This is a genomic window from Pseudomonas sp. D1HM (assembly GCF_019266105.1).
Lineage (GTDB): Bacteria > Pseudomonadota > Gammaproteobacteria > Pseudomonadales > Pseudomonadaceae > Aquipseudomonas > Aquipseudomonas taetrolens.
The window spans coordinates 79,716-102,031 of record NZ_LRMN01000014.1 but is presented as its reverse complement, the minus strand read 5'-3'; the positions used below and the strand labels follow the sequence as shown (position 1 = coordinate 102,031).

The window sequence follows — 22,316 nt, the reverse complement described above, 5'->3', positions numbered from 1 at the left end:
CGCGCGCCACACTCGGCACGCGCAAGCACATCAGAGATCGTGGTGCAGGTATTTGGGCTGTCTGGGCAAACGGAAGCTGAACAGAAAAGCAATCGCCATCATCGCCGTCACGTACCAATAGAAGGTGTTTTCCATGCCCATGGACTTGAGACCCAAGGCAACGTATTCCGCCGAACCGCCAAAGATAGCGTTCGCGACAGCGTAGGCCAGGCCAACCCCCAAAGCCCGCACCTGCGGCGGAAACATTTCGGCTTTAACCAGCCCGCTGATCGAGGTGTAAAAGCTGACAATTGCCAACGCCAGCGTGATCAGCACAAACGCCAAAAACGGGCTGGTGATGGTTTTCAGACTCAGCAAGATCGGCACTGTGCACAGCGTGCCCAAGGCGCCAAACCAGAGCATCGAGTTACGGCGACCGATCTTGTCTGCCAGCATGCCGAATATCGGCTGCATGCACATATAAAGGAAGAGCGCACCGGTCATGATGTAACTGGCGGTCTTGGCATGCATGCCAGCCGTGTTCACCAAATACTTCTGCATGTAAGTGGTGAACGTGTAGAAAATCAGCGAGCCGCCTGCTGTGTAACCCAGCACGGTAATGAACGCAGCTTTGTGGTCACGGAACAAAGCAGCCACGCTGCCTGCATCCTTGTCCTGACGGGTTTCGGCGCTGGTCGTTTCTTTCAGGCTGCGACGCAGCAGCAGCGAAATCAGTGCCGCAAGAGCTCCGATGACAAACGGGATGCGCCAGCCCCAGGCCCGCAGCTCGTCTTCGGACAAAAACTGTTGAAGAATGACCACGACCAGCACCGCCAGCAATTGGCCGCCGATCAAGGTCACGTACTGAAACGACGCAAAGAAACCGCGCTGGCCCTTAAGCGCCACCTCACTCATGTAGGTCGCGGTAGTGCCGTATTCGCCCCCCACCGACAACCCCTGGAACAACCGCGCCATCAATAGCAAAGCGGGGGCCCAGGCGCCAATGGCGTCGTAAGTCGGCAAAAAGGCAATCACCAATGACCCGGCGCACATCATGAGCACCGAGATCATCATTGAGTTCTTGCGTCCGTGCTTGTCAGCCACTCGGCCAAACAGCCAGCCACCAATCGGTCGCATCAAGAAGCCAGCCGCAAACACCCCGGCCGTGTTCAACAGCTGAACGGTAGGGTCATCAGAGGGGAAAAAAGCGGGGGCGAAGTAGATTGCACAAAAGGCGTACACATAGAAATCGAACCATTCGACCAGGTTGCCCGAGGAGGCGCCCACAATCGCAAAGATCCTTTTCCTGCGTTCCTCTCCTGTGTAGTGAGTATCTGTTGTCATGTTTTTAGACTCATTCAGGGCTAGTTGCATCTAGAAATATCTTGCAACACTCAGGACCGCAACCACAATTTGTCTGAGCGACAGAGACCTCTGCCACTCAGACAAGTGTTGATTCCAATGCTTGCAGCTCGCCTCAGACCCGCTCTATGGCCAGCGCCAAACCTTGGCCGACGCCCACACACATCGTCGCCAGGCCTTTCTTGCCCCCGGTTTTTTCCAGCTGATGCAACGCCGTCATGACGATGCGAGCACCGCTCATGCCCAATGGATGACCCAGCGCAATCGCTCCGCCATTCGGATTGACCTGGGGGGCGTCATCCGCCAGCCCCAACTCGCGCAACACCGCCAAGCCCTGGCTGGCGAACGCTTCGTTAAGCTCAATCACGTCAAAATCGCTGACCGCCAACCCCAGGCGTTCAACCAGCTTGCGTACGGCAGGCACCGGGCCGATCCCCATAACCCGGGGTGCTACACCGGCGCTGGCCATGCCCAGTACCCGCGCACGCGCTGTCAGGCCGTGCCGTTTTACCGCATCGGCCGACGCCAGGATCAGCGCCGCAGCGCCGTCGTTAACACCCGAGGCATTGCCCGCGGTGACGGTTTTATCAGGACCGTTGACCGGTTTGAGTTTGCTCAAGGTCTCAAGGCTGGTGTCCGCACGCGGATGCTCATCGCGATCGACCACGGTTTCGCCTTTTTTATGGGCGATACGTACCGCCACAATCTCTTCTGCAAAGTAGCCTGCCGCCTGAGCCGCCGCGGTACGTTGCTGGCTGCGCAAGGCGAAAGCATCCTGGTCTGCGCGTGAGATCCGGTAATCGTCGGCCACGTTATCCGCAGTTTGCGGCATCGGATCGACGCCGTATTGAGCGCTCATCAGCGGGTTGATAAATCGCCAGCCAATGGTGGTGTCTTCAAGCTTCATGTTGCGCGAATACGCCGCGTCAGCCTTGCCCATGACAAACGGCGCGCGCGACATCGACTCGACGCCCCCAGCAATGGCCAGCTCCATTTCGCCGCTGGCAATCGCCCGGAATGCCGTACCGATTGCGTCCATGCCCGAGGCACACAAACGGTTCAAGGTTACGCCCGGAATGGTCTGCGGCAACCCGGCCAGCAATGCCGCCATCCGTGCGACATTACGGTTGTCTTCGCCCGCCTGGTTGGCGCAGCCGAAAAACACCTCATCAACTTCGTCCCACTTCACGCCCGGGTTGCGCTCCATCAGTGCCTTGATCGGCGTTGCAGCCAGATCATCAGCGCGCACGGCAGCCAGGCCACCGCCAAAACGGCCAATCGGCGTACGAATTGCGTCACAGATAAATACTTCGCGCATCATGCTTCTCCTGGCGCTTGACCGTGGGCCAGCGCGGTGCGCGTCTCCAGATCACGCAAGGCGCTGAGTTCAACCTCGGTCGGCTCGGCAGTCAGTTCCACGTTGTCGGCAAAACGGATGGCCCAACCGGTAGCTGCAGTGACTTGCTCACGGGTTACACCCGGGTGCAAGGCCGTGACCACAAACTCATTGGTTTGCGCTTCAGGCTCCATGATGCACAGGTCGGTGATGATCCCAACCGGGCCATCCCCCGGCAGCCCGAGGCGTTTGCGGGAATCGCCGCCTTCGCCGTGACCGACCGATGTGATGAAGTCCAGCTTGTCGACGAACGAACGGGCGGACTGCTTGAGAATGATCAGCACACTTTTCGCCGAACCGGCGATTTCAGGTGCGCCACCGGCACCCGGCAAACGGACTTTAGGCTGGTGGTAATCGCCCACCACCGTAGTGTTGATATTGCCGAAGCGGTCAACTTGAGCAGCGCCCAGGAACCCCACATCAACCCGGCCACCTTGCAGCCAGTAACGGAAAATTTCGCTGGTAGAAACGACGGTATCGGCGGTTTCGGCCAGTTCACCATCGCCGATCGACAGCGGCAGCACGTCGGGCTTGGCACCAATCGGGCCGGACTCGTAAATCAGTACCACGTCAGGCGACGACGTCAGTCGCGCCAGGTTGGCAGCTTTGGAAGGCAGGCCGATACCGACAAAACACACCGAACCGTTTTTCAAACGGCGAGCGGCAGCTACGGTCATCATTTCATTGGTGGAGTAAGCCATTATTTTGCCTCCGAAGCGCTGGCCAACTTGGCCTGGAACTCACTGAAATTGGCAGTGCCGAGGATGTATTCATTGATCCAGGCAGTAAAAGTCTCACGGTCGCGGGCAATCGGGTCCCACGCCTGATAGAAGCGGTTATCACGTTCTGTGTAACCGTGAGCGTAAGACGGATGCGCCCCGCCCGGCACATGGCACACCGCACTCAATGCCCAGGTCGGCAGGACGCACGCGTTCATCGGGGCTTGCAGATCGTCGACGATTTCTTCAACCGTAACGATGCAGCGCTTGGCCGCCAGTGCAGCCTCTTTCTGCACGCCGAGGATGCCCCAGAGCAAGACATTGCCTTTGCGGTCGGCTTTTTGCGCATGAATGACAGTGACATCGGGGCGTACCGAAGGGACGGCGGCCAGTACTTCGCCTGTAAACGGACAGGTCACGGTTTTAATCAGCGGGTTAACCTTGGGCAGATCCGATCCTGCGTAGGCTCGCAGCACCGCGAATGGAAGGCCCGAAGCCCCCGCCACGTAGGCATTGGCCAGGTCGGCGTGGCTGTGTTCTTCGATTTCCAATGGCTGCGGCCACTGCTTTTCAACGGCATCACGCAGACGGTGCAGCGAACCCACACCAGGGTTGCCACCCCAGGAGAAAATCAACTTGCGTGCACAACCGGCACCAATCAACTGATCGTAGACCAGGTCAGGGGTCATCCGTACCAGTGTCAGGTCTTTCTTGCCCTGGCGGATGATTTCATGGCCCGCAGCCGTCGGGATCAGATGGGTGAAACCTTCGAGCGCAACGGTGTCGCCATCGCTCACAAACTGTTTCACGGCGTCGTGTAACGAAATGATATCTGCCATCTGGGGTAGCTCCCGATTCTTGTTGGCCACTGCAGTAAGAAGAAGGTGTGCCAGGGCGACACCGTATGCCTTGCAGGTTAAGCCGCCGTCACGGGCCAAAACAATCCGATAATCGACTATGTGTTCGTTTATCGAACACATAGTTAGCTTGCTGGGTAATATCAGATTGAAGCGGCGGGGAGCTATGACGCCATCATGTAAACAGCTGAGCACTCAACTCACGGCTGGAACTGAGCATGATCGGCAGGAAGCGCTGCTCCAGCTCTGTACGTGTCACCCGAGCGGCGTGGGTGCTGACGTTCAAGGCCGCCAACACTTGCCCGGAAGCGTCGTATACCGGTACGGCAATGGAGCGCAGCCCTTGCTCCAGTTCCTGATCGACCACACACCAGCCCTGCTCGCGCACTTGCTGCAAACACTCAAGCAATGCCTCAGGCGTGTGCAGGGTGCGGCTGGTCTTGGCTTGAAAGTCACCGTGCGCCAGGTATTCGTTTAGCGTCACGTCGTCCAGGGCAGCCAACAGAATGCGGCCCATGGACGTGCAGTACGCAGGCAGCCGGCCACCCACGGACAAGTCCACCGAAATTAATCGCTGGGTCGTTGCCGAGCGGGCAATGTAAAGAATGTCATCACCTTCAAGCGTCGCCATGTTGCAAGCCTCGTGCAATTGCTCGCTCATGCGATCCAGATACGGTTGGGCGGAAACCGCCAGAGGGGTCGATGACAAATAGGCATGCCCCAGGGTCAAGACCTTGGGCAACAGGGAGTAAGTGCGGCCATCGGTGGTGGCATATCCGAGCTTGATCAACGTATACAAGCAACGGCGCACCGCCGCTCGCGGAATTTCAGTGCGATGGCTGATCTGGGCAATGGTCAGGTGCCGTTTGCGTTCCTGGAACGCCTGCACCACGGCCAGGCCACGGGCCAGCGAGGCCATGAAATCAGGATCGCCGGTAAACGCCTGAATACGTTTCGCAGGCGAAGCCACAATCGGTGGCGCGATACTGGCAGCGGCATTGCGCAATTGATCACTCATTCACTGTCTCCGGCTGAAGCTCGTTTTTGTTATTACATCCTGCCCGCGGCACAGAGCACTCTCGGCGCACATGACCCGGGCGATTATCGAACCACTGACCGATAATCGCAATCCGATCCTGCCTCCAGAGAACTCATGAACCTTCCCCGGGCTACTTTCTTGCGGCACATGACGTCACCCGTGTTAATTCAAGTCGCCCTGACTAACAACCGGATAACAGGATAGAGCGCCTCGGTTATATATCGCTCAGCATTTAAACTCAGCCACTGTGTTGAGTAACTTTCAGGGCAATTAGCTGCGGCCTTTATTAGATCAAGCACCGGGTTAATCCCGGTAACTTTTCCTCTTCAGAAACAGGCCCCTCAATAGAACATTGACGTGCCTAAAGGGCTTCGGCGATAGTAGCGGTATCACTCAGGCATTCTGTCCCTCCGTTATTGAATGCACCGGATCAAGCGACCGCTGCGCAGTGAACACTCTTGTACCGTCTGCTCATCACTACGCCCCCGCGGTTAAACATCCCGGTGCACCGCGAGTTACCTCCCCGGACGGTGAGTACTTAACTGCCGCGACGCTCATGCACTATGAATGAGCGCAGGGTGTACAGAGAAAGCAGTGCATTAAATCCGGCGCAGCCCAAAACCATCGGCTCCGTGCAGAACACCGACATCAAATGAATTGGCCATTCACGCATGATGGCCCACCCGATTAAATCCTTACTCAATTAGGTATGACTGTGACGAAAGACGAACTGCGCGCAGAACTTGAGCGTCAGGAACAACGTTACAAGGATGTATACGGCGGTGAAGTGACCACCTACGCCGCTCAACCCGAGCCTGAGCGTAAACCGTGGCGTAAACGCGCCAGCCTGCTCGACCAGGCGTTCACCCAGGAAATTCAAAAAATCGAAAAAGAGCTCAAGCCCGAAGAGCCCTGAGCTCGCCGGCTGAAAACCGGGCATAACGACAGACCTTAAAACCCCGTGCCCTCCTGAACGCCTCATTCATGCGCTCGATACAGGTCATGACAGAGGGTTTAAGCGGCTCTTCAGGATGGCTTATACCCTTTGAAATCAGGGGCCTGTAGAGGTTTTCTGACGCCAAGGAACGGACGCGTCTTACAAGCTTTTTCATTTACAGATGTTACCAACGTGCAGCTAATGCATCGAAAGCCGCGGTTTTCTGGCATAATCCGGCCCCCTTTATGACCGTGTCAGAAAACCTTCATGATCGATCTATTAAGCGGATTGGACGCCTGGGTTCTTATCAGCCTCTTCTTCGCCCTAGCCTTTGTTCTCGCGTTTGAGTTCATCAACGGCTTTCATGACACCGCGAACGCGGTAGCGACTGTCATCTACACCAAAGCCATGCCGCCTCATCTGGCGGTGTTCTTTTCCGGTGTGTTCAATTTTCTCGGGGTTCTGCTGGGCGGGGTCGGCGTGGCATATGCCATCGTTCACCTGCTGCCGGTAGAGCTTCTGGTAAATGTAAACACCGGACATGGCCTGGCCATGGTGTTCTCACTGCTTGCTGCAGCCATCACCTGGAACCTGGGTACCTGGTACTTCGGGATTCCGGCGTCGAGCTCGCATACCCTGATCGGCTCGATTCTGGGCGTCGGCCTGGCCAACGCCCTGATCAGCGGAATTCCGGTGAGCGACGGGGTTAACTGGCAAAAGGCTATCGACATTGGTGCCTCGCTGGTGTTCTCGCCAATGGCCGGTTTCCTGGTTGCCGGTCTGGTGCTGGTCGCCCTGAAGTGGTGGCGTCCGGGGTCCAAGATGCACAAGACCCCAGAGCAACGCCGCAAGCTGGATGACAAGAAGCATCCGCCGTTCTGGAACCGTCTGGTTCTGGTGATTTCGGCCATGGCAGTGAGCTTCGTTCACGGTTCCAACGATGGCCAGAAAGGCATCGGCCTGATCATGCTGGTACTGATCGGCATCGTGCCAAGCGCATTCGTTCTGGATCTGAACAGCACGACCTATCAGATCGAACGTACTCGCGACGCCACCCTGCACCTGAACCAGTTCTATCAGCGCAACAACGCTTCGCTGACCGAATTCCTGGCTCTGGGCAAAAGCATCAAAGGCGATCTGCCGGATCAGTTCAGCTGCAACCCGCAGCAAACCGAACCGACCATTGACGCGCTGCTTGGCTCGTTGAAAGGCGTGTCCGACTACCACTCGATCCCGGCTGAAAAGCGTATCGAGATCCGTCGCTACCTGCTTTGCCTGGACGACACCGCAAAGAAAGTCAGCAAATTGCCAGTGCTTGATTCCCGCGAAAAAGCGGACCTCGAGAAACTGCGCAAAGACCTGACCGCCACCACTGAATACGCCCCGTTCTGGGTGATTCTGGCGGTAGCACTGGCTTTGGGCCTGGGCACCATGGTTGGCTGGAAGCGCGTGGTTAAAACCATCGGCGAGAAGATCGGCAAACAGGGCATGACCTATGCCCAGGGCATGGCGGCCCAGATCACCACTGCTTTCGCCATCGGCATGGCCAACATCTTCTCCCTGCCGGTATCGACGACGCACATTCTGTCGTCGGGTGTAGCGGGTACCATGGTCGCCAACAAGAGCGGCCTGCAAGGCGGTACGATCAAGACCATCCTGATGGCATGGGTGCTGACCTTACCGGCCACCATCGCATTGTCTGCAACGCTGTTCTGGCTGGCATCCAAAGTCCTCGCCTGATCCGCGCTGTACAAAAAAGGTACGCCCCTCACGGGTCGTACCTTTTTTTATGCCCTGAATCCGTCCGGAATACGGGTTACATCTTCTGATCTCTTTTCGCCGGACAAAAAAATAGGCGACCGAAGTCGCCCAAAATGCCTTGCGTGCTCATTCCCTGGTGGATTCAGCGCTGCTTGCGCTTTTGCATGTCCTTCCAGATAAAAATGCCTAGACCGGCGAAAAACAAAAGCATGAGGCCGACGGTCAGTACTCCGGCGATAACCACATTATCGAGAAACATGACGACCTCCTGCGTTTTGCCCCTGTATCCAGGGCGTGTCCGTATGTGTTGAAGCCAGATTAACCGGACGCGCAGGCGAGAACTTGACCGGGATCAATAGTGATCCACGGCCACGCAGCATTAAGAGGGGATTGTTGATACAGATCATCTAAAACGCCGCGGCTCAGCGTTTTTTAGGTTTGCTCTTCGGCTTTTTCTTGGTTTTAACCAAAGGCATTGCCTGCTCGAAGGCCTGCCGCACTTCATTCAATCGCTTTTCATTCAGGTCATGCACGCGCTTTGCACGCTCGGCCCCCAGGTCAACCAGCTTGTTGTCTTGGCTCATAGCGCAATAAGGTCACTGTCAGTGTGTTCAAGTCGGAGGACTGAGGCCATAACAGCCCCAGTCAATGAGCCAATAATGCGACGCCCCTGCCTCGCTGACCAGAAAAAATCTGGCTCACACTTCAATATCGACCCATAAACCCTGACGCTGGGCGACATCGGCCAAAGGAGAAGACGGTACAGCGCCGTCCGCATTCAGCGCTCCACCGGGGTCAACCTCACCCTCCTCCGCCTGCTCCTGAGCCTCACGGCGGCGCTTGTCGTGCTGGCGCTGCTGCTCCTCACGCAACAGCAAAGCCGCCTGATCCGTATCGTGGTGCTTGAGATCAATTGCATTTTCACCTGTGCCGGCTTGCGTAGCTGTCACAGGAGGAATGTCTGGCCGCTGACGGGCCGGGTCTTGCGAGGAGGTCACCGGAACAACGCTGAGCGGTAGGATCGGCGGCAACATAGTGATCGTGCTCCTGTTTGAAGGTGTCGGTAGCGAGTCGATCGACGTGGGCCGCTCGTCGAAAATCAACACCGGTCCGATTCAAGCCGCGTAGCTTTTTATGAGAGTGCTTTGGACTGAAGCCCATGATCCGTTAATATACTCGGCTTTTTCGAAGCGGGAGTCAGGCAGCATGGCGCAGCAGTATCAACCGGGGCAACGCTGGATTAGTGACAGCGAAGCTGAGCTAGGTTTGGGCACCGTTCTGGCACAGGACGGTCGCTTGTTGACCGTGCTCTATCCGGCCACTGGCGAAACCCGTCAATATTCGCTGCGCAATGCACCGCTCACGCGTGTACGTTTCTCGCCGGGTGACACGATCATCCACTTCGAAGGCTGGAAGATGACCGTGCGCGAAGTCGAAGATATCGACGGCATCATGGTCTACCACGGGCTCAACGAGCAAAACGAAGCCGTCACCCTGCCGGAAACCCAGCTCTCGAACTTTATCCAGTTCCGCCTGGCCAGTGACCGCTTGTTTGCCGGCCAGATCGACCCGCTGTCCTGGTTTTCCTTGCGCTACCACACCCTCGAACACACCAGCCGCCAGTTGCAATCGCCGCTGTGGGGCCTGGGTGGCGTACGGGCGCAACCGATTGCCCACCAATTACACATTGCCCGTGAAGTGGCAGACCGTATCGCACCCCGTGTACTGCTGGCTGACGAAGTGGGTCTGGGTAAAACCATCGAAGCCGGTCTGGTCATCCATCGCCAACTGCTCAGTGGCCGTGCCAGCCGCGTGCTGATCGTCGTGCCGGAAAACCTGCAGCATCAGTGGCTGGTTGAGATGCGCCGTCGTTTCAACCTCGAAGTGGCGTTGTTCGATGAAGAACGTTTCATTGAAAGCGATGCCAGCAACCCGTTTGAAGACTGCCAGCTCGCGTTGGTAGCGCTGGAATGGCTGGTAGACGACCCCAAGGCCCAGGACGCCCTGTTTGCAGCCGGCTGGGACCTGCTGGTGGTCGACGAAGCGCACCACCTGGTATGGCATGAAGATCAGGTCAGCCCCGAGTATGACCTGGTGGAACAACTTGCCGGAGTGATCCCGGGCGTGTTGCTGCTGACCGCAACCCCGGAACAACTGGGCCAGGACAGCCACTTCGCCCGTTTGCGCCTGCTCGACCCGAACCGTTTCCACGATTTGGCGGCCTTCCGCGCCGAAAGCGACAACTATCGCCCTGTGGCCCAGGCGGTTCAGGAACTGCTGGATAAAGGCCGTCTGTCACCAGAAGCCCATCAAACCATTCATGGTTTCCTGGGTGCCGAAGGGGACAGCTTGCTGGCTGCCGTCAACGAAGGCGACGCCGAAGCCAGCGCTCGCCTGGTGCGCGAATTGCTGGACCGTCACGGCACTGGCCGTGTCCTGTTCCGAAATACCCGCGCCGCGATTCAAGGATTTCCTGAGCGCAAACTGCACGCTTACCCGCTGCCGTGCCCGGACGAATACCTGGAGCTACCGCTGGGTGAACACGCCGAACTGTATCCGGAAGTCAGCTTCCAGGCCCAGCCGGACGCCAGCGAAGAAGAACGCTGGTGGCGTTTCGACCCTCGGGTTGAGTGGCTGACCGACACGCTGAAGATGCTCAAGCGCACCAAAGTGCTGGTGATCTGTGCTCACGCGGAAACCGCAATGGATCTGGAGGACGCCCTGCGCGTGCGCTCCGGCATTCCAGCAACGGTCTTCCACGAAGGCATGAACATTCTTGAGCGTGACCGTGCAGCAGCCTACTTCGCAGACGAGGAGTTCGGCGCCCAGGTGCTGATCTGCTCCGAAATCGGCAGTGAAGGCCGTAACTTCCAGTTTGCGCACCATCTGGTGCTGTTCGACATGCCGTCCCACCCGGATCTTCTGGAACAGCGTATTGGTCGTCTGGACCGAATCGGCCAGAAGCACGTCATCGAACTGCATGTGCCGTACCTTGAAACCAGCCCGCAACAGCGCCTGTTCCAGTGGTACCACGAAGCGCTGAATGCCTTCCTCAATACCTGTCCTACCGGCAACGCCCTGCAACACCGGTTCGGCCCACGCCTGCTGCCGTTGCTTGAAGCCGCAGACGATGAAGAGTGGCAGGCCCTGATCGATGAAGCGCGGGCCGAGCGCGAGCGCCTCGAACAAGAACTGCACACCGGTCGCGACCGCCTGCTGGAGCTTAATTCCGGTGGTTCAGGCGAGGGTGAGGCCCTGGTTGAAGCGATCCTTGAGCAAGATGATCAATTCACCTTGCCGATCTACATGGAAACCCTGTTCAACGCTTTTGGCATCGACAGCGAAGACCATTCCGAAAACGCCTTGATCCTCAAGCCCAGCGAAAAAATGCTCGACGCCAGCTTCCCGCTGGGAGACGACGAAGGTGTCACCATCACCTACGATCGCAACCAGGCGCTGTCGCGTGAAGACATGCAGTTCATCACCTGGGAACACCCTATGGTGCAGGGCGGCATGGATCTCGTGCTCTCCGGCTCGATGGGCAACACGGCGGTAGCGCTGATCAAGAACAAGGCACTGAAACCCGGGACAGTCCTGCTTGAGCTGATTTACGTCAGTGAAGTGGTCGCACCCCGCGCCTTGCAGCTGGGTCGTTACCTGCCGCCGGCTGCCCTGCGCTGCCTGCTGGATGCCAATGGCAACGACCTGTCGTCCCGGGTAGCCTTCGACACCCTGAACGAACAACTGGAAAGCGTACCCCGTGCCAGTGCCAACAAGTTCGTTCAAGCCCAGCGTGACAGCCTCACGCCGAAGATCAACGCCGGCGAAGCCAAAATCGCACCGCGTCACGCGGAACGCGTTGCCGAGGCCCAGCGTCGCCTGGCAGCCGACACCGAAGAAGAGCTGGCACGCCTGACCGCCCTGCAGGCGGTTAACCCGAGCGTGCGCGACAGCGAACTGGTTGCCTTGCGCAAACAGCGCGAGCAAAGCCTGGCCATGCTTGAAAAAGCCGCCCTGCGCCTTGAAGCAATTCGCGTTCTGGTTGCAGGCTAACAGTGGTGTTTAACACCGTGTAACCGCGACCGCAGGCTGTGATGGGGCATCGTTGAAGCCCTGTCGCAGCCTTCGGCAACGGCTACAACGCCCATTCCGGGCTGTTTCTTCCCCCTCCCGCATCCGGCCGCTTAGCACGACGGCCTGCCGTTCATGCCCGCTCATACCGCCGGACAGACACAAAAAAACGCCACAGCAGCAACTGTGACGTTTCTCTACGGCAATTTGCCACTACCCAGTTTCGAGTTACCGGCCTACACACTTAAGGTGTGTGAATCCCGGCAAATAATCGCCCTGATTTAGTGCGCTGAATTATTTTTGTGCCCTTTCCTGGATCATTATCCAGGGCGTGACCACCACTGCCCATAGCTCAGGGTCGCGCTCAACGAAGTCCAGAGCCTGCGATGCAGACACTTTGCTTAAAGATCCCGAGGCCATCCAGGCCGCGACTTTCTCTGCCTCATCCTGGCTCATTGCCTGCGCCGCTTCGATCAAGTCGAGCTCGGGTGCGATCCACAACACTTCGCCCTTGGCGAAGAATTTCTCCAAGGCCTTCCATTCGATAGTTGAGGTCTCGCCAAGCAGCTTGGCATAGAGGGTGCTAGGTTCTTGGTTCATGGGTTTCACCAGGTAAAAAAATCGACGCAATGATAGCGCCGCATACCCGGTAGAAAAACCCGGTTTCAGGTAAAGGCGCGAGGAAAGAACAGAGAGTCTTGGCAGCAGCGTTGAGATAGCAACATTCTGATAAATATCATCAGCCTGATTCGCCGCCATTCTGTCTCTTTCTTTCGTTTAAGCGACATTTCCTGTTTTTTCCCCTGGCAGCCTGCTATTCAAGCGTTGAACCGGCGCTCTACACTGTACCGGTACAGTTGCAAGGGGGAATGACCGGGAATTTCGCTCAAAGAAGACCCGGTCCGGCTGCCTTGGCTTCCAGGACTATAAAAATTACAACAGAAGAGTGGAGCACCAATAAAGATGGCTAAGAAGCAGATTACTAAACTGTTTGCCGCGATGGTTCTGGCCGGTGTTGCCAGCCATTCGTTTGCGGCGGATACCATCAAGATCGGTATCGCGGGCGCCCGGACAGGCCCAGTCACTCAGTATGGCGACATGCAGGTTGCCGGCGCCGAAATGGCCGTCGAGCAAATCAACGCCAAGGGTGGCGTTAACGGGAAAATGCTTGAGGCCAAGGTTTACGACGACGCTTGCGATCCAAAACAAGCCGTTGCCGTCGCCAACAAAATCGTCAATGACGGCGTCAAGTTTGTGGTCGGTCACCTGTGCTCCAGCTCCACTCAGCCTGCTTCGGACATCTACGAAGACGAAGGCATCATCATGATTACCCCGGCAGCCACGGCTCCGGAAATCACCGCACGCGGTTACAAGCTGGTGTTCCGTACCATCGGCCTCGACAGTGCCCAGGGTCCAGCGGCCGGCAACTACATCGCCGATCACGTCAAACCGAAAACCGTTGCCGTCCTGCACGACAAGCAACAATACGGTGAAGGCATCGCCACTGCCGTTAAAAAGACCCTGGAAGACAAAGGCGTCAAAGTTGCTGTCTTTGAAGGCGTCAACGCTGGCGATAAAGACTTCGCGGCCATCATCTCCAAGCTCAAGCAAGCAAACGTCGACTTCGTCTACTACGGCGGTTACCACCCTGAGCTGGGGCTGATCCTGCGCCAGGCCAAGGAAAAAGGCCTGAACGCCAAGTTCATGGGCCCAGAAGGCGTGGGCAACGATTCCATCTCGCAAATTGCCCAGGGCGCATCCGAAGGCCTGCTGGTCACCCTGCCGCAGGCATTCGACCAACTGCCGGAAAACAAGGCACTGGCTGATGCATTCCAGGCCAAGAAGCAGGACCCGACCGGCCCATTCGTGTTCCCGGCCTACTCCGCAGTTGAAGTCATCGCCAAGGCCATCGAGCAGACCAAAAGCGAAGACACCGACAAAGTTGCCAAGGCCATCCATGAGGGTACTTTCAAGACCCCAATGGGCGACCTGAGCTTCGATGAGAAAGGCGACCTGAAGAACTTCAAGTTCGTCATCTACGAATGGCACTTCGGCAAACCTAAAACCGAGGCAAATCCTCAGTAAGGTCCGGTTCTTGGTCTGACAATGAAGCCCACTGCATGCGCGGTGGGCTTCGTTTTATGGAATATGGGCCGCGCTTTCGTGATCCGGAAGTCTCCCCACCTGAAAATCTTTAAAACCGTCACCAGCGGTTCGCTGGCAGAAGACCTGCGCTCAAAGTGGGTGAAACCCCCTACCGCCCAGGCCGGAAAATGACTCCACCAGTGAAATGCGTCTCAGGTTTTTAGGAGCTTTGTAATGCCTGACATCTATCACTTCTTCCAAATGCTGGTTAACGGCCTCAACGTTGGCAGCACCTATGCCCTGATCGCCATCGGCTATACGATGGTTTACGGCATTATTGGAATGATCAACTTCGCCCACGGCGAGGTGTACATGATTGGTTCCTACATCGCGTTCATCGCGATTGCAGGCCTCACCATGATGGGTCTGGACAGCGTGCCGCTGTTGATGACCGTAGCGTTCCTCGCCACCATCGTGGTCACCAGTGCTTACGGTTACAGCATCGAACGGGTGGCCTATCGTCCCCTGCGCGGCAGTAATCGTCTGATCCCTTTGATTTCTGCCATTGGTATGTCGATCTTCCTGCAAAACATGGTGTTGTTGTCCCAGGACTCAAAAGACAAGTCGATTCCCAACCTGATCCCGGGCGGTTTCAGCTTTGGTCCGGGCGGGGCTCAGGAAGTCATCATCTCCTACATGCAAATCGTGGTCTTCGTGGTCACCGTGCTGGCCATGCTCGGCCTGACCCTGTTCATCTCCCGCTCCCGCATGGGCCGCGCCTGTCGTGCCTGCGCCGAAGACATGAAGATGGCCAACCTGCTCGGCATCAATACCAACAACGTGATCGCCCTGACATTCGTCATCGGTGCCGCCCTGGCAGCCGTGGCTGCAGTGCTCATCAGTGTGCAATACGGCGTGATCAACCCTAACGCGGGTTTTCTGGTAGGCCTCAAGGCCTTTACCGCTGCGGTACTGGGCGGAATCGGCAGTATCCCCGGCGCGATGCTCGGTGGCCTGGTATTGGGTGTAGCTGAAGCCTTTGGTGCCGATATTTTCGGTGACCAGTACAAAGACGTTGTGGCTTTTGGCTTGCTGGTACTGGTGCTGCTGTTCCGTCCGACCGGCATCCTGGGGCGTCCGGAGATTGAAAAAGTATGACTAGGAATCTTAAATCGGCGTTTTTCAGCGCCTTGTTGGTCTGGGCCGTCGCCTACCCGGTACTCGGCTTGAAACTGACTATCGTCGGGATCAACATCGAAGTTCACAACACCAGCACCTTTACCTTGAGCGTGATTGCGATCTGCTCCCTGCTGATGTTTGTGCGCGTCTTGTTCAACCAGCAATTGAGCGCCGCCTGGAAAGCCTCGCCCAGCCTGCCAAAAGTCCCCGCCAAAGCGGCCAGCTTCATGACCCTGCCCAGCACTCAGCGCTGGATCATTCTCGGTCTGGTGGTGGTGGCATTGATCTGGCCCTTCTATGGCTCACGCGGTGCAGTGGACATTGCCACGCTGATCCTGATCTACGTCATGCTTGGGCTCGGCCTGAACATCGTGGTCGGTCTGGCCGGGCTGCTTGACCTGGGCTATGTGGGCTTCTATGCCGTGGGCGCCTACACCTACGCCCTGCTCTCGCATTACTTTGGGCTGAGCTTCTGGGTCTGCCTGCCATTGGCCGGCATGATGGCCGCCACCTTTGGTTTCTTGCTCGGGTTCCCGGTACTGCGCCTGCGCGGCGACTACCTGGCTATTGTTACCCTGGGTTTTGGCGAAATCATTCGTCTGTTCCTGCGTAACCTGACGGACCTCACCGGCGGACCAAACGGCATCAGCAACATCCCGAAACCCACGCTCTTCGGCCTGAGCTTCGACAGAACGGCAGCAGAAGGCATGCAGACGTTCCATGAATACTTCGGCATCGCCTACAACTCGATCAACAAGGTCATTTTCCTGTACCTGATCGCGCTGGTCCTGGTACTGGTCGTGCTATTCGTGATCAACCGCTTGCTGCGCATGCCCATTGGCCGGGCATGGGAAGCCTTGCGCGAAGATGAAATTGCCTGCCGTGCGCTGGGCTTGAATCCGACCATCATCAAACTGTCCGCCTTTACCCTCGGCGCCAGCTTTGCCGGTTTTGCGGGCAGCTTCTTTGCCGCGCGCCAGGGCCTGGTCACTCCAGAGTCGTTTACCTTCCTTGAGTCGGCGATCATTCTGGCGATCGTGGTACTGGGCGGCATGGGCTCGCAACTGGGCGTGATCCTGGCTGCCGTGGTCATGATTCTGCTGCCGGAAATGATGCGAGAGTTCAGTGAGTACCGGATGCTTCTGTTCGGCGCCTTGATGGTGCTGATGATGATCTGGCGCCCGCAAGGTCTGCTGCCAATGCAACGTCCTCACCTGGAGCTGCGAAAATGAGCCGCGAGATTCTGAAAGTCAGCGGCCTGAGCATGCGCTTTGGCGGCTTGTTGGCGGTCAATGGCGTCGCCTTGACCGTCAAGGAAAAACAGGTGGTGTCCATGATCGGCCCTAACGGCGCCGGCAAGACTACCGTGTTCAACTGCCTGACCGGGTTCTACAAACCGTCGGCTGGCAGCATCCTGCTGGATGGCGAAGCCATTGAAGGGTTGGCGGGTCATGAAATCGCCCGCAAGGGCGTGGTGCGGACCTTCCAGAACGTACGCCTGTTCAAGGACATGACCGCCGTTGAGAACCTGCTGATTGCCCAGCACCGTCACCTCAACACCAACTTCCTGGCCGGTCTGTTCAAAACCCCCGGGTTCCGCAAAAGCGAACGTGAGGCAATGGAATATGCCGCGTACTGGCTGGACAAGGTCAACCTGACCGAATTCGCCAACCGACCGGCCGGCACCTTGGCCTATGGTCAGCAACGCCGCCTGGAAATTGCCCGGTGCATGATGACGCGCCCGCGCATCCTGATGCTCGACGAACCGGCGGCGGGCCTGAACCCCAAGGAAACCGAGGACCTCAAGGCGCTGATCAGCGTTTTGCGCAACGAGCACAACGCCACAGTGCTGTTGATTGAGCACGACATGAAACTGGTCATGAGCATTTCCGACCATATCGTGGTGATCAATCAGGGCACGCCTTTGGCGGACGGGACTCCGGAACAGATCCGTGACAACCCTGAAGTGATCAAAGCCTATTTGGGGGAAGCGTAAATGCTGCAATTTGAAAACGTTTCAACCTTCTACGGCAAGATCCAGGCACTGCACAGCGTCAATGTTGAGGTCCGCCAAGGCGAAATCGTGACCCTGATCGGGGCCAACGGTGCCGGTAAATCGACCCTGATGATGACACTCTGCGGTTCACCGCAAGCCCACAGTGGCAGCATTCGCTATCTGGGCGAAGAACTGGTGGGCCTGACCTCGGCGCAAATCATGCGTAAAAGCATCGCCGTTGTGCCCGAAGGTCGTCGGGTGTTTGCTCGTTTGACTGTCGAAGAAAACCTCGCCATGGGCGGTTTTTTCACCGACAAGAGCGACTATCAGGAACAGATGGACAAGGTCCTGCATCTTTTCCCGCGCCTGAAGGAACGCTTTACTCAACGCGGTGGCACCATGTCCGGTGGTGAGCAGCAAATGCTCGCCATTGGCCGGGCGCTGATGAGCAAGCCCAAACTGTTGTTGCTCGATGAACCGTCACTGGGGCTCGCACCGATCATCATTCAGCAGATTTTCGACATCATCGAACAACTGCGCAGTGAGGGTGTGACGGTGTTTCTGGTGGAACAAAACGCCAACCAGGCATTGAAAATTGCAGACCGTGCCTATGTGCTGGAAAACGGCCGGGTTGTAATGCAGGGCACCGGTGAACAATTGCTGAATGATCCAAAAGTACGTGACGCGTACCTCGGCGGATAGCCTGGAATGTGTTGCGAAACGGCCCTTCGGGGCCGTTTTTTATGGGAGGTGAAAACACACGACTGGATCAAATCCCGGGTTTAAAACTCACCAGCGCCTGGTCATTGCGCTGGAACCAGCCCACCAGATAATCCACCAGCACCTGCGTGCGCTTGGGCAGGCCGCCTTGATAAGGGTGCACCAAGTACATTGGATTGCTGCGCGTCTGATAGTCGCGCAACACCGCACGCAAACGTCCGTCCGCCAGCTCGGCGTGAAGCATGTACGACGGCAGCCGGGCGATACCGGCACCAATCACCGCGGCTTTTTTCAGCAGGCTGTAGTGGTTACTGGCAAACACGCCCGAAACCCGGACACGATGCAGTTCATGCTGCTGATGGTAATGCCACTCCTCGCGACCACTGTAATGACTGTTCAACAGACAGCGGTGCTCGAGCAAACGCTGCGGTGTGTCCGGCTCGCCAAACTGATCAAGATACGTCGGGCTGGCGCAGGTAATTTCATGCCAATCGAGCACGGGCCGGGCGACCAGACGCTCGTCATTTCCCACGTGCGAACGGATCGCCAGATCAAACCCCTCTCGCGCCAGATCGCGGTAATTGTTATTGAGCTCAAGTTCAATCTGCACCTGCGGGTATTCCCGTGAGAACTCCAGCAACAAGGCATCGAAGAACGTTTCTCCCAGCGACACAGGCACCGTCATGCGTACCGGCCCGGCAATGTCGTCCTTAAGTCTGGCCAGCGCCTGACGCGCTCGTTCTACTTGCACCACCAGCGCCTGGGCCTGGGGCAACAACGCCGCACCGGCGGCCGTCAGGCTCAAGCGCCGGGTCGTACGGTGCAGCAACACCAGAGAGAACTGTGCCTCCAGGTGGCTGATGCGCTTGGACAACTGTCCCTTGCTACACCCCAGTTGCTGGGCGGCCACAGTAAAACTCCCCGCGTCGATCAGTACCGCGAATGCCGCCAAGTCATCCATTTCACTCATGGACTGTTTCCATATGAAAACCAAAGGTTGCTTATTAGTGCGCTTATCGAGATAAAAAACCAGCTCTAAACTGGGCCTACTCCCAGCCACTCAAGGAACACCCCCCATGAAAATCCTGTTGATCGGTGCTAACGGCACTATTGGTTCGGCCATTGATCGTGAACTGTCACCACGGCATGAAATCGTGCGCATTGGCCGCAAAAGCGGCGATTTTCACGTCGATATCAGCGACAGTACCTCAATCCGCAAATTGTTCGAGCGCACGGGGCCTTTTGACGCCTTGATCTGCGCAGCCGGCAACGTCAACTTCGTTCCACTGGCCGACATGAGCGAAACTGACTTCGCCCTTGGCCTGCAGGACAAATTGATGGGCCAGGTCAATTTACTGCTGATTGGCCGCGAGTTCGCCAATGACGGGGCTTCGTTCACCTTCACCAGCGGCGTGCTGAACCGCGAGCCGATTCGCACCGCAAGTTCAGCCGCAATGGTCAACGCCGCTCTGGACGGATTCGTCAAAGCCGCGGCGATCGAACTGCCACGCGGGCTGCGGGTGAACTCGGTCAGCCCGACGGTACTGGAAGAGGCCATGGCAAAATATGCGCCCTACTTTCGAGGCTTCAAGCCCGTCAGCGCTGCCGATGTAGCATTGGCCTACGCCCGAAGCGTCGAGGGTCTGCAGACCGGGCAAACCTATCAAGTGGGCTAAACACTTGTGATGCACCCCGTGCCTAAGTAACGTGGCGGCATTAGCCAGGAGTCCCAACGATGCGTGCTGCCCGTTCCCTTATTCTGTTCGCCTTGTTGCCCGTGTTCGCGGGCTGCCAACTGTTCAACAGCCAACCCGTCGACACCGGTACCAGCCTGACCCGCTTGCAAGGTGAGCTGGTCCCGGCCAATGGCCAGTTGGTGTTCCAGCCGTGTGTTGGCCAACAGCGTTATGTTGTGCGCGACAGTGCCGACACCACACTCGTGCAAGACGCTGCCGACATGCCTGACCAGTCCGGGCCTTTGTTTGCCGACATCCGCGGTAACTTCATTGCAAGCAAGACCCCGGGCACCGATGGCGAAGTCCAGCTCCAGCAGCTCTACCGCCTGGAGCGTAGCAGCACGGCCTGCAAGGATCCGAACTTCAAACAGCTGACGGTGTACGCCAACGGCAATGGCCCGGCGTGGAATATCAAAGCCGGGGCCAAGGGCCTGATCCTGCAGCGTGAAGGCCAGCCGCAACTGGCGCTGCCGTATGTTGAGGAACAGGCTGGCGACGGGCGGTTTTCCTTGTCGACTGAAGCCAACAATCAGCGGATCGAGCTGTGGGTAGCCCCGCAACGCTGTACCGACACTGCCACCGGCAGCGTGCAGCACCTGGGCGCCGAACTGCGGATCAACGGCCAAGTGCAGCGGGGTTGTGGCTATTTTGGCGGCGCCCGCAACGACTAAACGACGACTGTTCGTGCGTATTGTCGTTTTAGCCTGACCCCGGGGCCACGAAGCCGCTTATAATCGCCGGTTCGCATAAGGCTGCCGGGGTACACCTGGCCCCGATACTGGACACTGTCATGTTACGAATCACCGAACTCAAGTTGCCGATCGATCATCCTGAAGAAGACCTGCGCTCTGCCATCGTGCAGCGTTTGGGCGTTGCCAGCGATGACCTGCTCGATTTCACCTTGTTCAAGCGCAGCTACGATGCGCGTAAAAAAACGTCCGAATTGTGCTTCATCTACACCATCGACCTGAGCGTGCGTGATGAAGCGCCCCTGCTGCTGAAGTTCGCAGAGGACCGCAATATCAATCCCGCGCCGGACGTCAGCTACAAAGTCGTCGGTCGGGCACCGCAAGACCTGGCCGAGCGCCCGATCGTGGTCGGTTTTGGTCCGTGCGGTATTTTCGCCGGGCTGCTGCTGGCACAGATGGGCTTCAAGCCGATCATTCTCGAGCGCGGCACCGAAGTGCGCCAACGCACCAAAGACACATGGGGTCTGTGGCGTAAAAACGTACTGAACCCTGAGTCCAACGTGCAGTTTGGTGAGGGTGGCGCGGGGACGTTCTCCGACGGCAAGCTCTACAGCCAGATCAAGGACCCGAAACACCACGGCCGCAAAGTCTTGCACGAGTTTGTCAAAGCCGGTGCACCGGACGAAATCCTCTACGTCAGCAAGCCGCACATCGGGACCTTCCGCCTGACCGGCGTGGTCGAAAACATGCGTCATCAGATCGAAGCGCTGGGAGGCGAAGTCCGTTTTCAACAGCGCGTCACTGACGTCCTGATCGACAACGGCCAACTGACCGGTGTGGTACTCGCCGATGGCGAGCAGCTGAATTCGCGTCACGTCATCATGGCTCTGGGTCACAGTGCACGTGACACCTTCCGCATGCTCCACGACCGTGGCGTGTACATGGAAGCCAAGCCGTTTTCGGTGGGTTTCCGGATCGAACACCCGCAGTCGTTGATCGACAGCGCGCGCCTGGGCAAATATGCCGGCCACCCGAAACTGGGAGCTGCCGACTACAAGCTGGTGCATCACGCCAAGAACGGGCGTTCGGTCTACAGTTTCTGCATGTGCCCGGGCGGTACGGTGGTCGCTGCTACCAGCGAACCGGGACGTGTGGTCACCAACGGCATGAGCCAGTACTCGCGTAACGAGCGCAACGCCAACTCGGGCATCGTCGTCGGCATTACGCCAGAAGACTACCCGGGCGGGCCATTGGCCGGCATCGAGCTGCAAGAACGCCTCGAAGCCCACGCCTATGTCCTGGGGGGCAGCAACTACGAAGCCCCGGCGCAACTGGTCGGCGACTTTATTGCGGGCAAACCGTCTACGGCTCTGGGCAGTGTTGAGCCGTCCTACAAACCGGGTGTGTCTTTGGGTGATTTGGCGCTGGCCTTGCCGGACTTCGCCATTGAAGCCATTCGCGAAGCCTTGCCGGCGTTCGAGAAGCAGATCAAGGGCTTTTCGATGCATGACGCGATCTTGACCGGGATCGAAACCCGCACCTCGTCGCCCCTGCGCATGACCCGCGATGCCTCGATGCAAAGCCTTAACGTCAAAGGGCTGTTCCCGGCGGGTGAAGGTGCAGGCTATGCCGGCGGTATTCTGTCCGCAGGCGTGGACGGTATCCGCATTGCCGAAGCCGTGGCCCGCGAGATCCTCGGTATCGAAGCGTAAGTTTCGACCGTGCAAAAGCTTGCCCGCGATCGTATCGCGGGCAAGCTCAGGCCTGAAGCCGAAAAACCCCGGTCGTCA

At 57.7% G+C, this 22,316-nt stretch carries 21 protein-coding genes; 11 read left to right on the top strand and 10 right to left on the bottom strand.

Features of this window, described 5'->3' with window-relative positions:
- Positions 1 to 30: 30 nt before the first annotated feature.
- The 5 genes from AWM69_RS14770 to pcaR all read right to left on the bottom strand — a co-directional run bounded on the left by AWM69_RS14770 (position 31) and on the right by pcaR (position 5,331).
- The gene (locus tag AWM69_RS14770; protein ID WP_131652338.1) at positions 31 to 1,323 is read right to left on the bottom strand and encodes an MFS family transporter; all 1,293 of its coding nucleotides are present in this window, start codon (positions 1,321 to 1,323) and stop codon (positions 31 to 33) included.
- 133 nt (positions 1,324 to 1,456) lie between these two features.
- Complete coding sequence (gene pcaF, locus AWM69_RS14765) at positions 1,457 to 2,662, bottom strand: 3-oxoadipyl-CoA thiolase (RefSeq protein ID WP_218727335.1); 1,206 nt, start codon at positions 2,660 to 2,662, stop codon at positions 1,457 to 1,459.
- Entirely contained in the window at positions 2,659 to 3,441 is a 783-nt protein-coding gene (locus tag AWM69_RS14760) for a CoA-transferase subunit beta (RefSeq protein WP_218727465.1), read from the bottom strand. The genes pcaF and AWM69_RS14760 overlap by 4 nt, the downstream gene beginning before the upstream one ends.
- Positions 3,438 to 4,295, bottom strand: coding sequence for a CoA transferase subunit A (locus tag AWM69_RS14755; protein WP_048377988.1), 858 nt, complete (start codon positions 4,293 to 4,295; stop codon positions 3,438 to 3,440). Before AWM69_RS14755 ends, AWM69_RS14760 begins: the two co-directional genes overlap by 4 nt.
- A 193-nt stretch (positions 4,296 to 4,488) precedes the next feature.
- Positions 4,489 to 5,331 carry a pca regulon transcriptional regulator PcaR gene (pcaR, locus tag AWM69_RS14750; protein ID WP_131652336.1) on the bottom strand — a complete coding sequence of 281 codons (843 nt, stop codon included), beginning with the start codon at positions 5,329 to 5,331 and terminating at the stop codon, positions 4,489 to 4,491.
- A 736-nt stretch (positions 5,332 to 6,067) separates the two neighbouring features.
- Here pcaR and AWM69_RS14745 point away from each other — a divergent pair.
- Complete coding sequence (locus AWM69_RS14745) at positions 6,068 to 6,268, top strand: hypothetical protein (protein WP_131652483.1); 201 nt, start codon at positions 6,068 to 6,070, stop codon at positions 6,266 to 6,268.
- A 288-nt stretch (positions 6,269 to 6,556) separates the two neighbouring features.
- Positions 6,557 to 8,029: an inorganic phosphate transporter gene (locus tag AWM69_RS14740; protein WP_048377990.1), complete on the top strand. Its 1,473-nt coding sequence runs from the start codon at positions 6,557 to 6,559 to the stop codon at positions 8,027 to 8,029.
- A 163-nt stretch (positions 8,030 to 8,192) separates the two neighbouring features.
- Here AWM69_RS14740 and ccoM read toward each other — a convergent pair whose 3' ends face one another.
- The 3 genes from ccoM to AWM69_RS14730 form a co-directional block, all read right to left on the bottom strand.
- Positions 8,193 to 8,309, bottom strand: a complete 117-nt coding sequence (ccoM, locus tag AWM69_RS23040; RefSeq protein ID WP_048377991.1) for a cytochrome c oxidase subunit CcoM — start codon at positions 8,307 to 8,309, stop codon at positions 8,193 to 8,195.
- A gap of 163 nt (positions 8,310 to 8,472) precedes the next feature.
- A complete protein-coding gene (locus AWM69_RS14735; RefSeq protein WP_218727334.1) occupies positions 8,473 to 8,634 on the bottom strand; it encodes a hypothetical protein in 162 nt (53 codons plus the stop codon).
- Positions 8,635 to 8,748: 114 nt separating this feature from the next.
- Positions 8,749 to 9,084, bottom strand: a complete 336-nt coding sequence (locus tag AWM69_RS14730; protein ID WP_218727332.1) for an aspartate-semialdehyde dehydrogenase — start codon at positions 9,082 to 9,084, stop codon at positions 8,749 to 8,751.
- Positions 9,085 to 9,256: 172 nt separating this feature from the next.
- Here AWM69_RS14730 and rapA point away from each other — a divergent pair, with 172 nt between their 5' ends.
- Positions 9,257 to 12,103, top strand: coding sequence for an RNA polymerase-associated protein RapA (gene rapA, locus AWM69_RS14725; protein ID WP_131652334.1), 2,847 nt, complete (start codon positions 9,257 to 9,259; stop codon positions 12,101 to 12,103).
- A 312-nt stretch (positions 12,104 to 12,415) separates the two neighbouring features.
- Here the strand turns inward: rapA and AWM69_RS14720 are convergent, their stop codons facing one another.
- Positions 12,416 to 12,721, bottom strand: coding sequence for a DUF2288 domain-containing protein (locus AWM69_RS14720; RefSeq protein ID WP_048377994.1), 306 nt, complete (start codon positions 12,719 to 12,721; stop codon positions 12,416 to 12,418).
- A 357-nt stretch (positions 12,722 to 13,078) separates the two neighbouring features.
- Here AWM69_RS14720 and AWM69_RS14715 point away from each other — a divergent pair, with 357 nt between their 5' ends.
- The 5 genes from AWM69_RS14715 to AWM69_RS14695 all read left to right on the top strand — a co-directional run bounded on the left by AWM69_RS14715 (position 13,079) and on the right by AWM69_RS14695 (position 18,083).
- Positions 13,079 to 14,206, top strand: a complete 1,128-nt coding sequence (locus AWM69_RS14715; protein ID WP_172601047.1) for a branched-chain amino acid ABC transporter substrate-binding protein — start codon at positions 13,079 to 13,081, stop codon at positions 14,204 to 14,206.
- Positions 14,207 to 14,440: 234 nt separating this feature from the next.
- Complete coding sequence (gene livH / locus AWM69_RS14710) at positions 14,441 to 15,364, top strand: high-affinity branched-chain amino acid ABC transporter permease LivH (RefSeq protein WP_048377996.1); 924 nt, start codon at positions 14,441 to 14,443, stop codon at positions 15,362 to 15,364.
- Positions 15,361 to 16,617 (top strand): high-affinity branched-chain amino acid ABC transporter permease LivM, encoded by a 1,257-nt coding sequence (locus AWM69_RS14705; RefSeq protein WP_131652333.1) that lies wholly within the window; start codon positions 15,361 to 15,363, stop codon positions 16,615 to 16,617. Before livH ends, AWM69_RS14705 begins: the two co-directional genes overlap by 4 nt.
- A complete protein-coding gene (gene livG / locus AWM69_RS14700) occupies positions 16,614 to 17,381 on the top strand; it encodes a high-affinity branched-chain amino acid ABC transporter ATP-binding protein LivG (RefSeq protein ID WP_048377998.1) in 768 nt (255 codons plus the stop codon). The genes AWM69_RS14705 and livG overlap by 4 nt, the downstream gene beginning before the upstream one ends.
- Positions 17,382 to 18,083 (top strand): ABC transporter ATP-binding protein, encoded by a 702-nt coding sequence (locus AWM69_RS14695; protein WP_131652332.1) that lies wholly within the window; start codon positions 17,382 to 17,384, stop codon positions 18,081 to 18,083.
- Between the two features lie 67 nt (positions 18,084 to 18,150).
- On the opposite strand, the gene AWM69_RS14690 is transcribed toward AWM69_RS14695, so the two are convergent.
- Positions 18,151 to 19,071, bottom strand: a complete 921-nt coding sequence (locus AWM69_RS14690; RefSeq protein WP_218727331.1) for a LysR family transcriptional regulator — start codon at positions 19,069 to 19,071, stop codon at positions 18,151 to 18,153.
- Positions 19,072 to 19,177: 106 nt separating this feature from the next.
- Between AWM69_RS14690 and AWM69_RS14685 the strand changes: the two genes are divergently transcribed.
- The 3 genes from AWM69_RS14685 to AWM69_RS14675 all read left to right on the top strand — a co-directional run bounded on the left by AWM69_RS14685 (position 19,178) and on the right by AWM69_RS14675 (position 22,238).
- Positions 19,178 to 19,777, top strand: coding sequence for a short chain dehydrogenase (locus tag AWM69_RS14685; protein ID WP_048378001.1), 600 nt, complete (start codon positions 19,178 to 19,180; stop codon positions 19,775 to 19,777).
- A gap of 59 nt (positions 19,778 to 19,836) precedes the next feature.
- Complete coding sequence (locus tag AWM69_RS14680; protein ID WP_048378002.1) at positions 19,837 to 20,508, top strand: COG3650 family protein; 672 nt, start codon at positions 19,837 to 19,839, stop codon at positions 20,506 to 20,508.
- A 119-nt stretch (positions 20,509 to 20,627) separates the two neighbouring features.
- Positions 20,628 to 22,238: an NAD(P)/FAD-dependent oxidoreductase gene (locus AWM69_RS14675; RefSeq protein WP_218727330.1), complete on the top strand. Its 1,611-nt coding sequence runs from the start codon at positions 20,628 to 20,630 to the stop codon at positions 22,236 to 22,238.
- Positions 22,239 to 22,316: the final 78 nt, after the last annotated feature.

Bases quoted from the DNA above. Each gene is read 5' to 3' on its own strand.
- AWM69_RS14685 (WP_048378001.1), top strand. From the start codon at position 19,178: ATGAAAATCCTGTTGATCGGTGCTAACGGCACTATTGGTTCGGCCATT.
- pcaF (WP_218727335.1), bottom strand. From the start codon at position 2,662: ATGATGCGCGAAGTATTTATCTGTGACGCAATTCGTACGCCGATTGGC.
- AWM69_RS14675 (WP_218727330.1), top strand. From the start codon at position 20,628: ATGTTACGAATCACCGAACTCAAGTTGCCGATCGATCATCCTGAAGAA.
- AWM69_RS14735 (WP_218727334.1), bottom strand. From the start codon at position 8,634: ATGAGCCAAGACAACAAGCTGGTTGACCTGGGGGCCGAGCGTGCAAAG.
- AWM69_RS14705 (WP_131652333.1), top strand. From the start codon at position 15,361: ATGACTAGGAATCTTAAATCGGCGTTTTTCAGCGCCTTGTTGGTCTGG.
- AWM69_RS14720 (WP_048377994.1), bottom strand. From the start codon at position 12,721: ATGAACCAAGAACCTAGCACCCTCTATGCCAAGCTGCTTGGCGAGACC.
- rapA (WP_131652334.1), top strand. From the start codon at position 9,257: ATGGCGCAGCAGTATCAACCGGGGCAACGCTGGATTAGTGACAGCGAA.
- AWM69_RS14740 (WP_048377990.1), top strand. From the start codon at position 6,557: ATGATCGATCTATTAAGCGGATTGGACGCCTGGGTTCTTATCAGCCTC.
- AWM69_RS14680 (WP_048378002.1), top strand. From the start codon at position 19,837: ATGCGTGCTGCCCGTTCCCTTATTCTGTTCGCCTTGTTGCCCGTGTTC.
- AWM69_RS14770 (WP_131652338.1), bottom strand. From the start codon at position 1,323: ATGACAACAGATACTCACTACACAGGAGAGGAACGCAGGAAAAGGATC.
- AWM69_RS14695 (WP_131652332.1), top strand. From the start codon at position 17,382: ATGCTGCAATTTGAAAACGTTTCAACCTTCTACGGCAAGATCCAGGCA.
- livH (WP_048377996.1), top strand. From the start codon at position 14,441: ATGCCTGACATCTATCACTTCTTCCAAATGCTGGTTAACGGCCTCAAC.
- livG (WP_048377998.1), top strand. From the start codon at position 16,614: ATGAGCCGCGAGATTCTGAAAGTCAGCGGCCTGAGCATGCGCTTTGGC.
- pcaR (WP_131652336.1), bottom strand. From the start codon at position 5,331: ATGAGTGATCAATTGCGCAATGCCGCTGCCAGTATCGCGCCACCGATT.
- AWM69_RS14730 (WP_218727332.1), bottom strand. From the start codon at position 9,084: ATGTTGCCGCCGATCCTACCGCTCAGCGTTGTTCCGGTGACCTCCTCG.
- AWM69_RS14690 (WP_218727331.1), bottom strand. From the start codon at position 19,071: ATGAGTGAAATGGATGACTTGGCGGCATTCGCGGTACTGATCGACGCG.
- AWM69_RS14755 (WP_048377988.1), bottom strand. From the start codon at position 4,295: ATGGCAGATATCATTTCGTTACACGACGCCGTGAAACAGTTTGTGAGC.
- ccoM (WP_048377991.1), bottom strand. From the start codon at position 8,309: ATGTTTCTCGATAATGTGGTTATCGCCGGAGTACTGACCGTCGGCCTC.